Genomic DNA, 17084 nt, shown 5'->3' with positions numbered 1-17084 from the left:
CCTTGGAATATGATGAAAAAGAACGGTTTTACCCTGATAGAAATGATGATTGTTGTCGCGATTATTGCTATTTTGGCCTCAATTGCTATTCCCAGTTACCAGCAATATATCCGTCAGGCTGCGGCTAAATCTGCAGCAGGTGATTTGGTTTCGCTTTCTCTTTTTTTCGAGCAACAACTGCAGCGCCGGTTAACCTACACCTTTGCAACAGACAGCCCCACAGAAACCACTGCCACAACAAAAGCGCTTGTGACGGGCTGGACGCCTTCCCGACCCGATTTTACCTATCAAGCAACTTGGACAAATAACGCTTACACCCTCACTGCCATCAGCACAAAATTTACCTGCACACTCACGCTTAATTCTGCCAATGACCGTAACGCAACAGGAGCCGGCTGTGGATTCACAACCTGGTAAGCAAGCAGGCTTTAGCCTGATTGAGCTGATGGTCACGATGGTGATTTTTATTATGCTGACCCTTGCCGCTGTTTCGCTCGGGTCTTCCTGGCTGGTTTCCAGTGATTTGCAAAAATCGGAAAGCGTTTTAAAAATGGCGCACTCCAAAGCCAAAGCGCTGGCCATCAGAAACGCCAACGGCACGGCAGCAGGCTTACAAATCACCGGGCAAAAAGTCTTTATCTGCGCTGGCAATGTGGGGGGTGGCAACTGCACTGCCAACACCGCCACCTGGTCAGCCTCTTTTGCAAAAAACACCGAGATCAGCATTAGCGACAGCGAAAGCAACGACATCACCACCATCCAGCTCGATAGAACAGGTCTTGCCGTAAGAGCCCTGAATTACACCATTACAAAAAAAGGCGATCACGTAAATGGCAAGCTTGTATAAACAACAAGGCGACGCAATGGTTGAGGCGCTGGTTTCGATTGTGCTACTCAGCTTTATTATGATTGGGCTGACATTTTTAGTGGCCAAAACCGCCGTGGCACAAAAATACACCTCAGCACAAAACATGGCTCTGTTTGCCCTGCGCTCAGCCGCGCAAACTCAGGGCTTGAGCGCTTTATGCGCCGCGACAAACCCATCTCTTACCGTTGCAGATCAGAGCGTGGCACTCACCGCCCAGTGCCAGCGCAGCGCCTTTACAGCGACGGTAGCAGGCCAAACCATTGATGTAGCAGCAGCCCCCAATTCGCCGATTACAGGCTCTAGCTTAACCACCAAACAAGATTCAGCGAATGCAGCACTGATTGGGGGCGATGGTGTTATATCGCTCAATTAAATCGCAAAGTGGTGTTTCTTTAATCAGCATGATGGTGGGCATCACCATCTCGCTGATCACCGCCGTGGCTATGCTCACCCTGTTTCGCCACTCCATCAAAATATCCACCGATACCACACAAATCAGTAAGCAAGACACCGAAAGAAGCAGCGCAATGACCATCGCGCCCATTCTGCTGCAAGACGCCGGCTTTGGTATTACGGATGCCAGCGTAAGCACCAATATCATTGCGCTTAAAGGCGCGGCTTTCTCTGCGGCCAATAAGCTAAGCGGCACGGCTGCAGCCAGTGGCGAAGCGGCCAATACCCTAGTCTGGCTGCGTAATCTTGGCACTAATTTTGAATGCTCGGCTCTTTTTGCTGCGCCTGATAAAGGCCTAATGCTGCTCGGCCCCATTAACTGCAGCGCCCTTAGCGAATGGTCTACTGCCAGCTGGGCCCCCGCTAAACCACTCGCAAGCATTGGTACTTTTAATTTTGTACTGAGTAATACAGCGGGCACATGCAGCCAGTTTGGCTATGCCAGCCCAGGCAAAGCCACCGTTACCATCCAATCAAACAATGCAACCGGGCAGGCCATTCGCTCGCAAAGCTGCTTATCCAACCTAGTGATTTCCCCATGAAAAAACAGCAAACAGGCATGGCCACCGTCCTGATCCTCATTTTTGTGGGTATGGCCCTTGGCGCAACTGTTTTAGGCTCTAATTATTATGTAAAAAGCATGCAAGAGCAGCAAAACACCTCGCTAGCCGCCACTCAGGCACAGATGCGGGCCTGGCAGGGGCTGGATATTGCTCAGTCTGTTTTTCAAAGAATGACGGCAGCTCAGTTGCAAACACTGGCAACGGCAGTTGCAAGCGTACCGCAAAATATGACTTTAAACGGGGTGAACGACATTACACTGCAGCTGACGGGCGCAACCGCCGCTGCAGGGGCTAATCCTGCTCAGTTCACCCTTGTAGTCACGGGCATGGCGGGCACTGGCACAAGCCTTGCATCCAGCTCAAGGCTTAGCGCAAATATCGCAGTGACGCCTGCCACGCTACCATCGCGCCCCTCTCGCGGGGTGGTGATGTTTAATAGTGATTTAAAGCTGGGTGGTGCCATCAAATTGTTTGAAGGCGACATCCATAATATGGAAATCCGCGTCAACGGCAATGTAGAAACCGGCGGTAATTCAATCACAGGCGTTGGCATTATCCGCTCTACCGGCAATATTACAATCACCTCTGGCAGCAGCTTTGGCTTGCTGCACGCCAATGGCAATATCACACTCACGGGCAGCACCAGCTCCAAAGCCCTGCTCTCCCGCGGCAATATTTTCTTAAAAAATAACGGGATCATTTCCCATGTCACCACCAATGGCAATATCGAAATCGACAACTCAACAGAAGTACTTGACCTGTTGGCAGGTGGCGCGCTGAATATCACCAATGGGGGGGCAAAGCTAGAAACAGGCTACCAAACAGCATATAGCTTTAATCCTATAGTCGATCACTTTGAAATCACCACCTTGCCCCAGTTTGACGTGGCCGCAGGCTATACAGGGGCAACGGGCAAACCAAAATTTGACAAAGTAAAGCTAGGTGTAAGCAAACCCGGCGATTGGTTTAATACCCGCATGATCAGCGTTGTGCCTGATTTGATCGTTAATGTTCCCGTTGTTACGCTCACTCCTGACGATAGCTTTGATGCCTATGCCTATAAAGAACTGGCTAATTACGCTTTTTATGCCGATAGCGATGGCCGCATGAAAGTGAAAGTCAAACGAATAACGGGCGTTGCCGAAGGCGATTACTTTATTGGGTCTTATGCCAATAACAAAAAAGACTATCTTTGCACGGCGGTATCAGGCGCGGTATCTGCCCCGCAATGCACAAGCCCTGCTGTTGCTTCAAGCAAAACAATTTGTGAGGGCTTTTCAAGCTCTAATTCTTGCTTTTCATATGATGGCGCAAAAAAACTATGGACCATCAATGGCAAAGGCATTGCCCCCGGAGTTGCTTGGTTTGAAGGCCATTTAGCAGTACAAAATGGCACTTATTACAATAGCTTTATCGCCACTTTAGATCTTAAAACCACAGCATCGGCCACCATTTATGCGCCTAACTATGCAGGCTATTCAGGAAAAGTTGGCTCGACTACTTATTCACCATTTGGTTATTGCAATCAAACAAGCTATGGATTAACTCCATCGCAGTTTTGTGCTTCTGCCACAGAGTGGAATAGTGATATTGATGGTGGTATTGGCAATTTTGCAACGATGGCTGGCAGCACATTGAATAATACTTACCAAGGCGGCGATATTAGTTTTGCCAATAGCTCTGATATTTACGGCAGTGTTTGGGCGGGGAATTTATACGGCAATACGGGCGATACTAAAATTCACGGCTATATTACCGCCTTGGCTTTAGGCAGCAAAACCAGTAACACTATTCAAAATAGTACAAATATTATTCTGACCAATTTGCCTGCCAGTTTTAAAGCAGATCAAACTCTATCTACGCCAGGTGGGGGCGGTGCGGGCAACGCCGCCAGCACGGTGGTCCGCCGGGTTAGATATTTATAAGCCTCGGCCCCACAAATCAGATTTGTGGGGCTGATTTACATTGATGACAAGCAAAGCCTTTGATCTGATCCAACAACGTTTTTGCTGTTTTAAGAGTAGAATCCGCTCCCTTTATTAAACACCCCCCGCCTGCCACAAGCACCCTCATCGCAATAAACGCCTTTAACTGATACGCCCGATGCTATACCTCTACAACAGCCGCACAAAAAATTCATTTATGCGTAAACAATATGCTTTTAATTTAATTGAACTGATGGTTACCCTGATTGTGCTGGGTATTGTGCTTAGCATTGCCATTCCCGGCTTTACAGGGATGTTGCAGCGCTATCGCCTGCAAAGTGCCGTTTTAGAAGCGCAAAATGATTGGTTATTTGCCCGCAGCACGGCAGTTAAATTTGGTGGAGCACGCAGCCCCGCTGTTTTTTATGTGGCAAAGCGCCAAAACAATCAGAATTGGTCATTACAAATTTGTACCATCACGCCCTGTAGCGAAGGTAGCACTTTGCTACGCCAGCAGACATCAGAAGAACATAAAGGCGTTGAATTACACTCTTTGAGCGACGCCTTAAAAGAAAATAAATTCCATAATTTCAATGGCCTGCCTAATTTTACCCAGCAGCAATTTATTAACTTTCAATCTGGGCAATACCAGCTGCAATTACAAATTACCGCCACAGGCTTATCCACCCTATGCCGGCCCCAGGGTAGTATCTCCTTCGGAGGGTATGCAGAATGCGTTTGAAGCTTTATTCACAACGTGGCTTATCTTTAATTGAAATGATGCTTGCTACCGCAATGGGGCTGCTACTGCTGGTGGGAATATCGAGCTTATCGCTGACTAATTTATTTACCAGCACCGATACCCAGCGCAATATTATTTTGCAGCAGGATACACAAGCCATGCTGTCTTTAATTAGCCGTGATCTTCGCCGCGCAGGCTATCACCCTGATGCTAATGAAATACCCAATATGCGTAAAATATGGCTCAATAATACGGCGAGCCAGAGCTGTATTTTATTTAATTACCATAATCCAGATTTCCCTAAGCAAGACACTCATGGCTTTCAGTTCAGCCAAGCCAAAGATGGCAAAGGCTTGGTTAAAATGCTGACATCCAGTGACGCCAGCAGCTGTAACAACGGGGAGTGGCAGGCATTAAACAGCGAGCGTAATATACTGATTACACAATTCAAAATTACACCTCACAGCACTTTTGAAAAACAAGGCAGCGAGATTAAAGAAGTAATCAGCAATTTAGATATTGATTTAGAAGCCACGGATAATGCAGGAAAATTCAAAGTGCATTTAAATCAGAATGTACAATTACGTAACCGCCCTTTTCTACAAGAATAAGCATCATGATGAACATCCTATTTCATCAAAAAGGCGTTGCCGCACTCACGGTGACCCTGGTACTCACTTTAATTGCCACGGTTTTTGTTTTATCTACCAATAAAAATAGCTATGTTTTTCAAAAAACATCAGTCAATCATTACCAGCAAGTGCAGGCTTTTGAAGCGGCAGAAGCGGGAGCACAAGCGACCTTATTGCAAATGCGCCGGGATATTGAAGCTATTAATTTAAATGCCAATCACGACGGTATTATTTTAAAAAAAGTAACATCATCAATCCCACCTGCACCCGGCACAAATAACTGTGGCTGGGATAGCGTAGCGGTGAATAGTGATTCCTATGATTACTCTGAACAATTCAAAAAAAATAATTATATTTTTTCAAAAAAAACCGGCAGTCTCTTTCAAAAAATAGGCACTCAGGAAATCAATGCTGACAATACCGCATGGCGCAGCAGTGTTGATTTAAAAACCGGCATGGTAAGCAGTGAGGGGTGCGCCGATGAAAGCAGCGAGCAAGCGCCTTTTTGCGCCAACACCGGCAGCGATCAAACGGCCGCAGTGGTTAGGCGTGGCTTTGATATTCCGCGTAAAGCCGAATTTAATCCTAAAAAAATTGCCCTCACCATCAAGGGGCATGTAGATATGAGCGGCAGTATGTCGCTCGACCCTCATTCTGGTCAGCCCAAGCCACTATGCAATGTATCAACAGGCGGTGATTTTACCTATTGGGGGGCACCACTCACTCCAGATAGCAGCAATAACGCCCCATTGGCCAATTTATCCAATACCCAACTTTTTGCCGCCGTCTTTGGTATGAGTCCAAGCGATTTTAAAAAACAGGCCACACAAATCAATCCAGAAAATGGCAGCAATACCGTAAGCAGCTGCCCCGCTGCCACTGGCCTGATCTGGATTAACGGCGATTTCACACCACCTAAAGACTGCATTATCGGTAGCAGCTACCCCAGCCTTTCCCCCGCCATTGTGGTAGTGGGCGGCTTTGGTAGCACAGCGCTTACCGCCGGTGGCGCAGGCGGCAATATGGTATCTAACAGCAGCACCATTAGCGGCATGCTCTTTACCAACCACTTTAACGGCATTATTCAAGTCTTGGGTGCAATGGCCGTAAATGGCGATCTTGAAGGCGTAACGGGTGCTGTGTTTGATAAAACACCGGGCGACTGCATGTATGGCGCTTGCGCGCACAGACCCGGCTCTGGCTCGGAAGGCTCGATCAATATTGCTTATGATGAGCGGATGTTTATCGGAGCCAACGCAGGCGGCAATCTTAGCGGCAATAAGCTGGGCAGCTGGCATGATTTCTGTAAGGATGGCAAATGCTAAGCCCTAAGCAAAACGGTTTCTCTATGGTAGAAGTACTCATCACCGTATTAATCATCGGCGTGGCCGCTCTTGCCCTGAATGCCTTACAAAGCAATGCCCTAAAAAATAATAGCATCGCTCAAAACCGCAATGAAGCGCTGTTTTTGGCGCAAGACAAGCTTGAGAAACTGCGCCAAAGTAATCTATGCCCACGCAGCAGTTCTGTATCCGGTGGAATAAGCGTGAATAGCAGCAAGGGCTCAGAAAATGCCGAGCTAGAAAATATCCAGAGACAAACAGCCAGCTACCGCCGCATTACCCTCATCAAAGACATCAGCCTGCCTGCCCCCATTGCGCCCGATTTTGGCTGCCCGCCCATCGCCAAAAACCCGCCCACCGCAGCCACCTTGCCCGATCCGCAAAAACTCTACCAAGTAGAACGCAGTGTACAAGTTGTCCTGGACTGGCAAGACAGCTACGGTGAAACGCAATACATCACCCTCAGCAGTCAGATTAACTGGTCGTCCCTTAGCGATTTACCCAGCCCACCCAGCGACGCTTGCGCCTATGCGTGGGTGGCAAAAAAAGATTTGCTCTGGGGGGCATGGGCAAAGTTTGGCAATAGCCTGTATCAGTGCACACTAGAGAGCGGCTGCCCCGGCAGCGATATCACACCGGATATGGCGGCTGGGCAGTGGAAAAAGATTGGGGTGTGTTAGGGAAATATTTGCAGGGCAGGCATGTCGCCCATGCTTAACTTGACTCATATAGGGTGGCGTACTGCGCATTACTTACTAATAAACCGTAAGCAATGCTTCGAGTACGCCCTACGGTTTGGTTTTCTCCGTGAAATTCCGTGTTCTCTGTGGCCTCCGTGGTTCAAGATTTGGGTTTCCCTTGGATAACAGCCCTACACCCCAACCTCCTCCAAAATCAGCGGCAACATGGCTAAATCCACGCCATGATAAAGATCCCCGCCAACCACTTTTACGTTTGGCCCCACCTCGCATGCACCCATGCAAGGCAGGCGAATTATCCTTACATCGGCGTGCATTTTTGTCACCATTTCCAGGGCTTGCGCCAGCGCTTCGCTGCCTCTGGCGGCACAAGATGGCTGGCCACTTAGGCGCCGATTTACACAGATGGCAATTGTTTTCATTTTTCACCACATATCTACACATTTTGGGATTAATATACGCGCCTTTCCGGCTTTGCCGTCCTTTGTAGTAATTGTTAGTTTGCAAGGATTTTGCCATGCGTTTTTACTTCCCTATCATCATCATCGATGAAGATTTCCGCACCGAGAACACCAGTGGTTCCGGTATTCGTGAATTAGCGGCGGCCATTGAGGCCGAGGGCAGAGACGTAGTTGGTTATACCAGCTACGGCGATTTAACCTCATTTGCGCAGCAGCAAAGCCGTGCCTCCGGCTTTATTTTATCGATAGACGATGAAGAATTTGGTGGCGGCTCCCCCGAAGAAACCCACGAAGCACTGACGAGCTTGCGCAGCTTTGTGGCCGAAATTCGCCGCCGCAATCCAGACATCCCCATTTATATCTATGGTGAGACCCGCACTTCGCGCCACATTCCTAATGATGTGTTGCGCGAATTACACGGTTTTATTCATATGCACGAAGACACACCTGAATTTGTCGCCCGCCATATTATCCGCGAAGCAAAAAGCTATCTGGATACCTTGGCTCCGCCGTTTTTCCGCGCGCTAACCAATTACGCCCAGGATGGCTCTTATAGCTGGCACTGCCCGGGGCACTCGGGTGGCGTGGCGTTTTTGAAATCGCCGGTTGGGCAAATGTTTCACCAATTCTTTGGCGAAAACATGCTGCGTGCCGACGTTTGTAATGCGGTAGAAGAACTCGGCCAGTTGCTGGATCATACCGGCCCGATTGCCGCTTCCGAGCGCAATGCGGCCCGTATTTTTAATGCCGACCACTTGTTCTTTGTAACCAACGGCACTTCCACTTCCAACAAAATTGTTTGGCACTCGACTGTTGCGCCGGGTGATGTGGTGGTGGTGGATCGTAACTGCCATAAATCGATTCTGCACTCCATCATGATGATGGGCGCGGTACCGGTGTTCCTCATGCCAACACGCAATCACTACGGCATTATCGGCCCGATTCCAAAAAGCGAATTTGAGCCAGAAAACATCCGCAAAAAGATGATGGATAACCCATTTGCGCGTGAAAAACTACTGGCCGATCCTAATTTCAAGCCGCGTATTCTGACCATTACCCAGTCTACTTACGACGGCATTATGTATAACGTCGAAGAAATCAAAGGCATGCTCGATGGCGAAATAGACAGCTTGCACTTCGATGAAGCTTGGCTGCCACACGCCGCTTTCCACGAGTTTTATGGTGATTACCACGCCATTGGCGAAGATCGCCCACGCTGCAAAGAATCGATGGTGTTCTCTACCCAATCCACGCATAAGCTGCTGGCAGGTTTAAGCCAAGCTTCGCAGATTCTGATTCAAGACCCAGAAAACCGTAAGCTAGATCGTGATTTATTCAACGAAGCTTACTTAATGCACACCTCCACCAGCCCGCAATACTCCATCATTGCCTCTTGCGATGTGGCAGCGGCCATGATGGAAGCGCCGGGTGGCACGGCTTTGGTTGAAGAATCCTTGGTTGAGGCGCTAGATTTCCGCCGTGCCATGCGCAAAGTGAACGAAGAATACGGTGATGAATGGTGGTTTACCGTCTGGGGACCGGATGATCTGACCGACGAAGGCTTGGATCACCGTGATGCTTGGATGCTGAAATCTGGCGACAACTGGCACGGCTTTGGCGATATTGCCGACGGCTTTAATATGCTCGACCCGATCAAAGCTACCATTCTGACCCCTGGCTTGGATTTAGACGGCAAGTTCTCTGACGAAGGGATTCCAGCCAGCATTATCACCAAATACTTGGCTGAGCACGGTGTGGTGATCGAGAAGTGCGGCCTGTATTCCTTCTTTATTATGTTCACCATCGGCATTACCAAGGGCCGCTGGAATACTCTCGTGGCCGCCTTACAGCAATTCAAAGACGATTACGATAAAAATGCCCCGCTATGGCGCATTCTGCCGAAATTTATTGCCCAGTATCCGCAATATGAGCGTATTGGCCTTAAAGAACTTTGTCAGCAAATCCATGGTATTTATCGCTCCCACGACGTGGCACGCCTGACCACTGATATGTACTTATCCAATATGGAACCGGCCATGAAGCCCGCCAAGGCTTTCGCCAAAATGGCGCACCGCGAGATTGACCGCGTAGCCATCGACGAGCTAGAAGGCCGCATTACGGCCGTGATGCTGACTCCATACCCGCCAGGCATTCCGCTTTTGATTCCAGGTGAAGTATTCAACAAGACCATCGTTGATTACCTCCGCTTTGCCCGAGATTTCAACAAACGCTTCCCCGGCTTTGAAACCTATATTCACGGCTTGGTGGCAGACAAGAGTAACGGCGAAACCCGCTACTTTATGGATTGTGTAAGGCCGTAGTTTTTGTAAGGTGCGGAACACTACATTGTTTCGCACCGCTCTTTTCATCTGAGCATGTTGGGTTACGCCGATTTATTCGCCAAAACCTGCGAATAAACCGTCTAACCCAAGCTACACCCCCGTTACCTATTACCTAGCAACCATCGCAATCAAAGGCTACAAACAAGGAAAGCAGTTTCCTTTCTAATCCCTGAGACTGGGATATTGTGATGCGTTTTCAGCCCTCTGAATTACAAACACTCCTCTATTTTCTTGCCAGCAGCTTTGTTCTGGGCTGTCTACTCTATTACCGCGTGCGTACCAGCCGCCATCGCTTATTTAATAGCATCTTACTACTGGCATTTGGCTGCCTTGGCCTTTACTCCAGTGTATTACTAGAAAGTTATCAGCTCTTCAATGCCGCCAAAGCCGTGCATGAAACCTTTATGGTGGTGCTTGGTTTTGCCATCATCCGTTATTGGGGCATGCTGCTCTTTCAACTACTTGCCCCCTTAGTCAGACTAAAGCCCCCCCGTATCCTCGAAGACTTACTTGAAGCCATTGCCATGATCGGCTGGGTATTTTATCGCCTGCATTTAGCAGGGCTGCAATTGGGGCAGCTGGTCACCACTTCTGCGGTGATCACCGCCGTACTGGCCTTTGCCATGCAAGATACGCTGGGCAATATTCTGGCGGGGCTGGCACTGCATTTAGATAATTCGATTGAGCAAGGCGACTGGATTAAATTAGGCGATCTTACCGGCCGGGTGGTCGATTTATCATGGCGAGCCACCCGCGTTGAAACGCGCAACGGCGAAACGGTAATGATTCCCAACGGCATGCTGATGAAAGGCCAGTTTCAGCTACTCGGTAAGCGCGTTGACAAACCGCTGGCTTGGCGGCGCTGGGTTTGGTTTGAGGTAGGGCTAGACACCCTGCCCACACAAGTGATGCAGCTAATAGAAAACGCCATCCGCGAAGCCGCTCCGCCCAATGTTGCCCAAGACCCTCCGCCCTCTTGCTTGCTGATGAATGTTGAAAAAGGCAATGCCCGCTACGCCGCGCGCTACTGGCTTACCGATATCTTGAACGACGACCCTACCGATTCACAAATCCGCACCCTGATCGATGCTGTGCTACGCCGCAACAGCCTGCGCTTGGCTGCGCCGCAATATAAAGTGTTCGTCACACAGGAAAACGAGCGCTACTTTGAAGGCCGTCACAAGCAGCACACTCAAGAGCGCCTTGCTGTTTTACAAAAATTGGAGCTACTCACCTCCTTAAAAGAAGAAGAGCTGCACACCCTCGCCGACAAGCTGCGCTTTACGCCCTATGTGGCAGGCGACGTGATGATTCGCCAAGGCGAAAAAGTAGAGTGGCTGTATATCATCATTAAGGGGGATGCCGAAGCATGGGTACAACCCACCCGGGGCGAGCGTAAATTACTCACCAAGCTGGGGCCGGGTAGCTTTTTTGGCGAAATGGGCTTGATGACGGGTGAAGCCATCCGGGCCACCGTGGTGGTGAGTAGCAATGTGGAGTGCTACCGAATTGATAAAGAATCCTTCCAGCAAATTCTCCTCTCCCGCCCCGAGCTAGCGGGCGTGTTCTCCGAAGTGCTAGTCAAACGCCAAGCCGAAGAGCAAATTTTATTAAACGACGACAACAGCATCATCCCGCCCGTTGCCCGCTCAGAAATCCTCGCCAAATTGCAGCATTTTATTGGGCTAAATCGCGGAGCGTAAGTACTCTCCCATCCCTTAGGGTGGGCGCGCCTTTGTGCCCGCGCGAACAGATCGACGTAACATTTCCTCACGCAAAGGTAAGATAAAACGTTTTGCCCTCCCAATATTACTTATGTAGACTTGAATCATACCTTTACAGTGTAGAAATAATCCGAGGCAAAGATGAAAAAAAAAAGCTTAATAATAGGCGGTGTTTTAAGCATTATTGCGGGGCTAGTCCATATTGCAATCATCTTTGGTGGCGCTCAATGGTATCGCTTCTTTGGCGCAGGCGAGAACATGGCCGCTATGGCTGAAGCGGGTTCATTAATGCCCGCTGCAATTACCACTGGCATTGCAGCAATCTTATTTATCTGGGGGCTATATGCTTTTTCGGGCGCGGGCCTCATTCGACGCTTCCCATTTATGCGTATTTGTCTGACTCTTATTTCACTGATTTATCTGGTACGTGGCCTTGCCTTCATCCCTGCCTACTTTATTGCGCCTGAGCAAATAAACTCCTTTGCAATTTGGAGCTCGCTCATTTGCCTAGGCTATGGATTATTTTATGCAATAGGCACAAAAACAGTGTGGCGGCTAATATAGCAAAACCGTCATCCCCGAGTGCTTTGATCGGGGATCCAGCAGCCCCGCTGAATTCCCGCCAAAGGCCCTCGGAAATGACGATACTTCGTAGCGGAAAACAAAGGCAAACCCAATCCTATGTTTTTCTCCGTGGCCCTCCGTGCACTCCTTTTCCTCCGTGGTTTAAGATTTGGGTTTTCTCGACCCTTGATCTCGCCCTGCCACGCCCCCATATCTAACGTAAGAACAAACCTTGGAGGTGTGCGGAATGCGTTTTGATAAACTGACCACAAAATTTCAGCAAGCCATAGGCGATGCGCAAAGCAGCGCGAATGCCAACGACAATCCTTATATTGAGCCCCAGCATGTTTTGGCCGCGCTACTGGCCGACGTGGATTCCGGCACTTCCGCCTTGCTAGCCCGTGCGGGGGTGAATGTTAATCCGCTCAAAACCGCCCTTGCTGCCGCCATTGAACGCCTACCTAAAGTGACTGGCGGCGATGGCGAAATGACTGTTTCTAAAGAGCTGAGTAACTTACTTAATCTAACGGACAAAGCCGCGCTAAAACGCAACGATCAATTTATTTCTAGCGATTTATTCTTGCTGGCTTTAACAGCAGATAAAGGCGAAACAGGCCGTTTGCTCAAAGAAAACGGCGCCAAGAAAGAAGCGGTCGCAGCAGCCATTGATGCCGTGCGTGGCGGGCAAAGTGTAGACAGCTCGGAAGCAGATCAACGCCGTGAAGCGCTAGATAAATATTGCATGGATCTGACTGAGCGCGCCAAGGCGGGCAAGCTAGACCCAGTGATTGGCCGCGATGATGAAATCCGCCGCGCCATGCAAGTTTTGCAACGCCGCACCAAAAATAATCCGGTATTGATTGGCGAACCGGGCGTGGGTAAAACCGCGATTGTAGAAGGCCTCGCCCAGCGGATTGTGAATGGTGAAGTGCCTGAATCGCTCAAATCTAAGCGCGTCTTAGTGCTCGATCTGGCGTCATTGCTGGCAGGCACCAAATACCGTGGCGAATTTGAAGAGCGCCTGAAAGCCGTGCTCAATGAGCTGGCCAAAGACGAAGGCAATACCATTATCTTTATCGACGAACTGCATACGCTGGTGGGCGCGGGCAAAACCGAAGGCTCAATGGATGCGGGCAATATGCTCAAACCCGCGCTGGCACGGGGCGAATTGCATTGCATCGGCGCCACCACGCTGGATGAATACCGCAAATACGTTGAAAAAGACCCTGCACTAGAACGCCGCTTCCAAAAAGTACTGGTGAACGAGCCTAGCGTGGAGGCCACCATCGCCATCCTGCGCGGCTTACAAGAAAAATACGAAATCCATCACGGGGTAGAAATCACCGACCCTGCGATTGTGGCCGCCGCCGAGCTAAGCCATCGCTATATCACCGATCGCTTTTTACCCGACAAAGCAATTGATCTGATCGACGAAGCCGCTGCCCGTATCAAAATGGAAATCGATTCCAAGCCCGAAGTGATGGACAAGCTGGATCGACGCATTATTCAGCTCAAAATCGAACGCGAAGCAGTAAAACGCGAGAAAGATGATGCCTCTAAAAAGCGCCTTTCCCTGATAGAAGAGGAAAGCGCACGGCTAGAGAAAGAATACTCAGACTTAGAAGAAATCTGGAAAGCAGAAAAAGCCAGCGTACTCGGCAGCCAAGCGATTCGGGAAGAAATTGAGCGCGTTAAAACCGCCATGGACGCTGCCCAGCGTCGTGGCGAGTGGGACAAAGCCAGCGAGCTGCAATACGGCCAATTGCCGCAGCTAGAAGCCAAGCTCAAAGCCGCCGAAGCGTCCGAGGCCACCGGTGGCAAGCTCAAATTGCTACGCACCCAAGTCGGCGCAGAAGAAATTGCCGAAGTAGTCAGCCGCGCAACGGGCATCCCTGTCAGCCGCATGTTGCAAGGCGAACGCGAAAAACTGCTCGCCATGGAAAGCGCCCTACATCAAAAAGTAGTTGGGCAAGCCGAGGCTGTGCGTTTGGTCTCCGACGCCATCCGCCGCTCCCGCGCAGGCCTTTCAGACCCTAATCGCCCTTACGGCAGCTTCTTATTTCTTGGCCCAACCGGCGTAGGGAAAACCGAGCTGACTAAAGCACTGGCGGAGTTTTTATTTGACTCGCCCGACCATTTAATTCGCCTCGATATGAGCGAATTTATGGAAAAACACAGCGTGTCCAGATTGGTTGGCGCGCCTCCGGGCTATGTGGGCTATGAAGAAGGCGGCTACTTAACCGAGGCCGTTCGCCGCAAACCCTATAGCGTCATCCTGCTCGACGAAGTCGAAAAAGCGCACCCCGATGTGTTTAATATCCTGCTGCAGGTGCTGGACGACGGCCGCCTAACCGACGGGCAAGGGCGCACGGTGGACTTTAGAAATACGGTTATCGTGATGACCAGTAATTTAGGCAGCGCACAAATTCAAGCGATGGCCAGCATGGATTATCAGCTCATCAAAATGGCCGTGCTCGCCGAAGTGCAAGGCCATTTCCGCCCCGAGTTTGTCAACCGGATTGATGAAATGGTGGTGTTCCATTCACTCGATCAGGCGGCCATCAGAAATATTGCACGCATTCAGCTTAATCGCTTACAAAACCGTTTAGCGCATATGGAAATCGAAATGAGCGTGACCGATGCTGCGCTTGATATTGTAGCCGCAGCAGGGTTTGATCCGGTTTATGGCGCAAGGCCTTTAAAACGCGCAGTACAAACCGAAATTGAAAACCCGTTATCGCGGGCCATTCTGGAAGGAAAAATCAGTGCAGGCCATCTGCTCACCATCGATGCCGAAAATGATGTTCTTTGCTTTAAGCAATCTCAGTAAAGCAGAGCCCACCATCCACTAATGAATAAGGGCGTTCTTCGGAACGCCCTTATTCTATCTAAGCCCCTCGGATATCCAGAGGCACAAGCGCCCACCCCCTTTAATTTACTTTGAGGCCGCACTCAGGCAAAAGAAGCATAATCAATTTTTATTGCGGCTTACTTCTAATTTTTGATAAACACCCAATGTGGCCATTTAAACGATTCACCACAAGCGATTAATCACTTATAAAGAAAGCGCAACACCATCAGGCGGGCAATCCAATTACTCCGTCTTAAAAAAAATTTCTTTCTCGATTCAAATAATTAACAATTGTGAAAATTATAAGATAAGCTTAACGATCGAATCAGTGAAAAAATGTAATGAAGCACGCTCTTACATTTCTGACATCCATTAAGGCTTTAACCGCCTTATTCCTGCTCATAGCCTATGTAGGCATTGGCTTGATCAGTATTCAATTTGCCCACCTACCACCAGGCAATATCGCCATTATCTGGCTTGCTGCTGGCTGCGGCTTAGTGATTTTACTAGAGCTTGGCCCCCTTGCACTTCCGCTGATTTTTGCCGCCAGCTTTATCCTCAATACCCCCACCTATTACGCGTCCCTCAACACCCTCGATGCCAAACAACCGCTGGCTGCGGCACTTATTCTAGGCATACTACCTGCCGCCATTGATGCCTGGCAATCATGGATGGCGGCCAAAGCATGGCATCACTTTGTTGAAACCACTCACCGCCCCCCCTTACAAAAGCCCACCGATCTGCCCCATTTCTGGCTGAAAATTTGCTTTATTCCCGCCTTATTCAGCATGGTGCTCCTGCATGGCGTACTGACACTGAGCAATATGATCGTTTATCAGGATTTATTAAGTAATCTGCAACAAATGCTGGTGTTGATTATTGGCGACACGGCAGGGCTTTTTATCATCGTACCTATTTATGTAAGTTGGAAATCCGGGGCATTAAAAAATAACTATCGGGCAGCGGTTCCTTATTTAACTATTCTTACCCTGATTGTTGCGCTCGGCTTTCTTTTTTACAGCTATATACTGATGCTCATCTTGCCTATTTTACTTTTAATTGCGATTCGCTTCAGATTAGCAGGCACCTCCTTAGCCCTGTTTATTGTTTTTACACTTTCAGTGATCGGCACCGCCCAGCATGCCGGCCCCTTTGTAAACCCCAGCCCTATTCTTTCATTTCTTAATTTGCAGTTATTTCTTTTCTCCATTGGCTTAACGCTACATTACTTAGCCTTATTACAAGAGCTGCTCAGCCATAGCCGCCAACAGCTCGAAGCCGAAGTCGCACTCAGAACCAAAGCTTTAGCTGCAGCCAATACCCGCCTAGAAGAATTAGCCACCACGGATGAGCTAACCGGTGTAGCCAACCGGCGGGAGTGGCAACATCGCTGTGAAGACGCCATGACTTATGCCCGCCGCTATCAACAACCGCTGTCTATTTTGCTGATTGATATCGATCACTTTAAAAATGTAAATGATCAATACGGGCATCTGGTGGGCGACCTTACCCTCAAAGAATTGTGCCGGGTATGCAACGCCGAGCTACGCGCGTCCGATAGCTTTGCCCGCTGGGGCGGCGAAGAATTCGTATTACTTTTGCCCGGTACCACACAGGCAGAGGCCATTCTGGCAGGCAATAAATTGCGTATGGCCGTAGCCTCACAAGCAATCGTCTCCTATGAAGAACACACCATCCGTATCACAATTAGCATTGGCGTTGCGATGCTGGAAGACCATGACAGCAGCCTTGATCATCTCTTAAACCGCGCAGATCAAGCCATGTATGCAGCCAAGGCGGCAGGCAGAAATCAGGTGCAATGTGCGCAAAGCTGCAGCACATTCAGCCGCCAGTAAGCCTTTTTACGCTTAAAGATTTAAATGTGATTTTGTCACGCCTTTGTACTATTCAACATTAC

15 protein-coding genes are annotated in these 17084 nt (G+C 49.4%); 14 read left to right on the top strand and 1 reads right to left on the bottom strand.

The genetic code is table 11. The features are described from left to right. The first annotated feature begins 9 nt into the window (after nt 1–9). From ACFQNF_RS05965 to ACFQNF_RS05925, 9 genes are all read left to right on the top strand, one after another. A complete protein-coding gene (locus ACFQNF_RS05965; RefSeq protein ID WP_380186894.1) occupies nt 10–417 on the top strand; it encodes a type IV pilin protein in 408 nt (135 codons plus the stop codon). After that, a complete protein-coding gene (locus tag ACFQNF_RS05960) occupies nt 398–847 on the top strand; it encodes a pilus assembly FimT family protein (protein ID WP_380186893.1) in 450 nt (149 codons plus the stop codon). Before ACFQNF_RS05965 ends, ACFQNF_RS05960 begins: the two co-directional genes overlap by 20 nt. Further along, the gene (locus ACFQNF_RS05955; protein ID WP_380186892.1) at nt 831–1241 is read left to right on the top strand and encodes a hypothetical protein; all 411 of its coding nucleotides are present in this window, start codon (nt 831–833) and stop codon (nt 1239–1241) included. The genes ACFQNF_RS05960 and ACFQNF_RS05955 overlap by 17 nt, the downstream gene beginning before the upstream one ends. Then, entirely contained in the window at nt 1219–1863 is a 645-nt protein-coding gene (locus tag ACFQNF_RS05950) for a PilW family protein (protein ID WP_380186891.1), read from the top strand. Before ACFQNF_RS05955 ends, ACFQNF_RS05950 begins: the two co-directional genes overlap by 23 nt. Next, nucleotides 1860–3809 (top strand): hypothetical protein, encoded by a 1950-nt coding sequence (locus ACFQNF_RS05945; RefSeq protein WP_380186890.1) that lies wholly within the window; start codon nt 1860–1862, stop codon nt 3807–3809. Before ACFQNF_RS05950 ends, ACFQNF_RS05945 begins: the two co-directional genes overlap by 4 nt. A gap of 217 nt (nt 3810–4026) precedes the next feature. After that, nucleotides 4027–4551: a pilus assembly FimT family protein gene (locus tag ACFQNF_RS05940; protein WP_380186889.1), complete on the top strand. Its 525-nt coding sequence runs from the start codon at nt 4027–4029 to the stop codon at nt 4549–4551. Beyond that, entirely contained in the window at nt 4542–5162 is a 621-nt protein-coding gene (locus ACFQNF_RS05935) for a hypothetical protein (protein ID WP_380186887.1), read from the top strand. The genes ACFQNF_RS05940 and ACFQNF_RS05935 overlap by 10 nt, the downstream gene beginning before the upstream one ends. A 5-nt stretch (nt 5163–5167) precedes the next feature. Further along, entirely contained in the window at nt 5168–6508 is a 1341-nt protein-coding gene (locus ACFQNF_RS05930) for a pilus assembly PilX N-terminal domain-containing protein (protein ID WP_380186886.1), read from the top strand. Next, nucleotides 6502–7206 (top strand): type IV pilus modification PilV family protein, encoded by a 705-nt coding sequence (locus ACFQNF_RS05925; protein ID WP_380186884.1) that lies wholly within the window; start codon nt 6502–6504, stop codon nt 7204–7206. The genes ACFQNF_RS05930 and ACFQNF_RS05925 overlap by 7 nt, the downstream gene beginning before the upstream one ends. A 191-nt stretch (nt 7207–7397) precedes the next feature. Here ACFQNF_RS05925 and ACFQNF_RS05920 read toward each other — a convergent pair whose 3' ends face one another. Then, complete coding sequence (locus ACFQNF_RS05920) at nt 7398–7646, bottom strand: (2Fe-2S) ferredoxin domain-containing protein (protein ID WP_380186883.1); 249 nt, start codon at nt 7644–7646, stop codon at nt 7398–7400. 95 nt (nt 7647–7741) lie between these two features. Here ACFQNF_RS05920 and ACFQNF_RS05915 point away from each other — a divergent pair, with 95 nt between their 5' ends. The 5 genes from ACFQNF_RS05915 to ACFQNF_RS05895 all read left to right on the top strand — a co-directional run bounded on the left by ACFQNF_RS05915 (nt 7742) and on the right by ACFQNF_RS05895 (nt 17022). After that, nucleotides 7742–10006: an Orn/Lys/Arg family decarboxylase gene (locus ACFQNF_RS05915; RefSeq protein WP_380186881.1), complete on the top strand. Its 2265-nt coding sequence runs from the start codon at nt 7742–7744 to the stop codon at nt 10004–10006. A gap of 209 nt (nt 10007–10215) precedes the next feature. Beyond that, nucleotides 10216–11730, top strand: a complete 1515-nt coding sequence (locus tag ACFQNF_RS05910) for a cyclic nucleotide-binding domain-containing protein (protein WP_380186879.1) — start codon at nt 10216–10218, stop codon at nt 11728–11730. A gap of 162 nt (nt 11731–11892) precedes the next feature. Beyond that, on the top strand, nt 11893–12315 hold the full coding sequence (locus ACFQNF_RS05905; RefSeq protein WP_380186877.1) for a flagellar basal body-associated FliL family protein: 423 nt from the start codon (nt 11893–11895) through the stop codon (nt 12313–12315). A 247-nt stretch (nt 12316–12562) separates the two neighbouring features. Continuing rightward, nucleotides 12563–15145, top strand: coding sequence for an ATP-dependent chaperone ClpB (gene clpB, locus ACFQNF_RS05900; RefSeq protein ID WP_380186875.1), 2583 nt, complete (start codon nt 12563–12565; stop codon nt 15143–15145). A 362-nt stretch (nt 15146–15507) separates the two neighbouring features. Continuing rightward, nucleotides 15508–17022 carry a sensor domain-containing diguanylate cyclase gene (locus ACFQNF_RS05895; protein WP_380186874.1) on the top strand — a complete coding sequence of 505 codons (1515 nt, stop codon included), beginning with the start codon at nt 15508–15510 and terminating at the stop codon, nt 17020–17022. The last annotated feature ends 62 nt before the right edge of the window (nt 17023–17084 follow it).

Source organism: Iodobacter arcticus, assembly GCF_042664895.1.
In the GTDB taxonomy this organism is placed as follows: domain Bacteria; phylum Pseudomonadota; class Gammaproteobacteria; order Burkholderiales; family Chitinibacteraceae; genus Iodobacter; species Iodobacter arcticus.
Note: the sequence above shows the minus strand (reverse complement) of the source record. Positions and strands in the feature narration are given on the sequence as shown.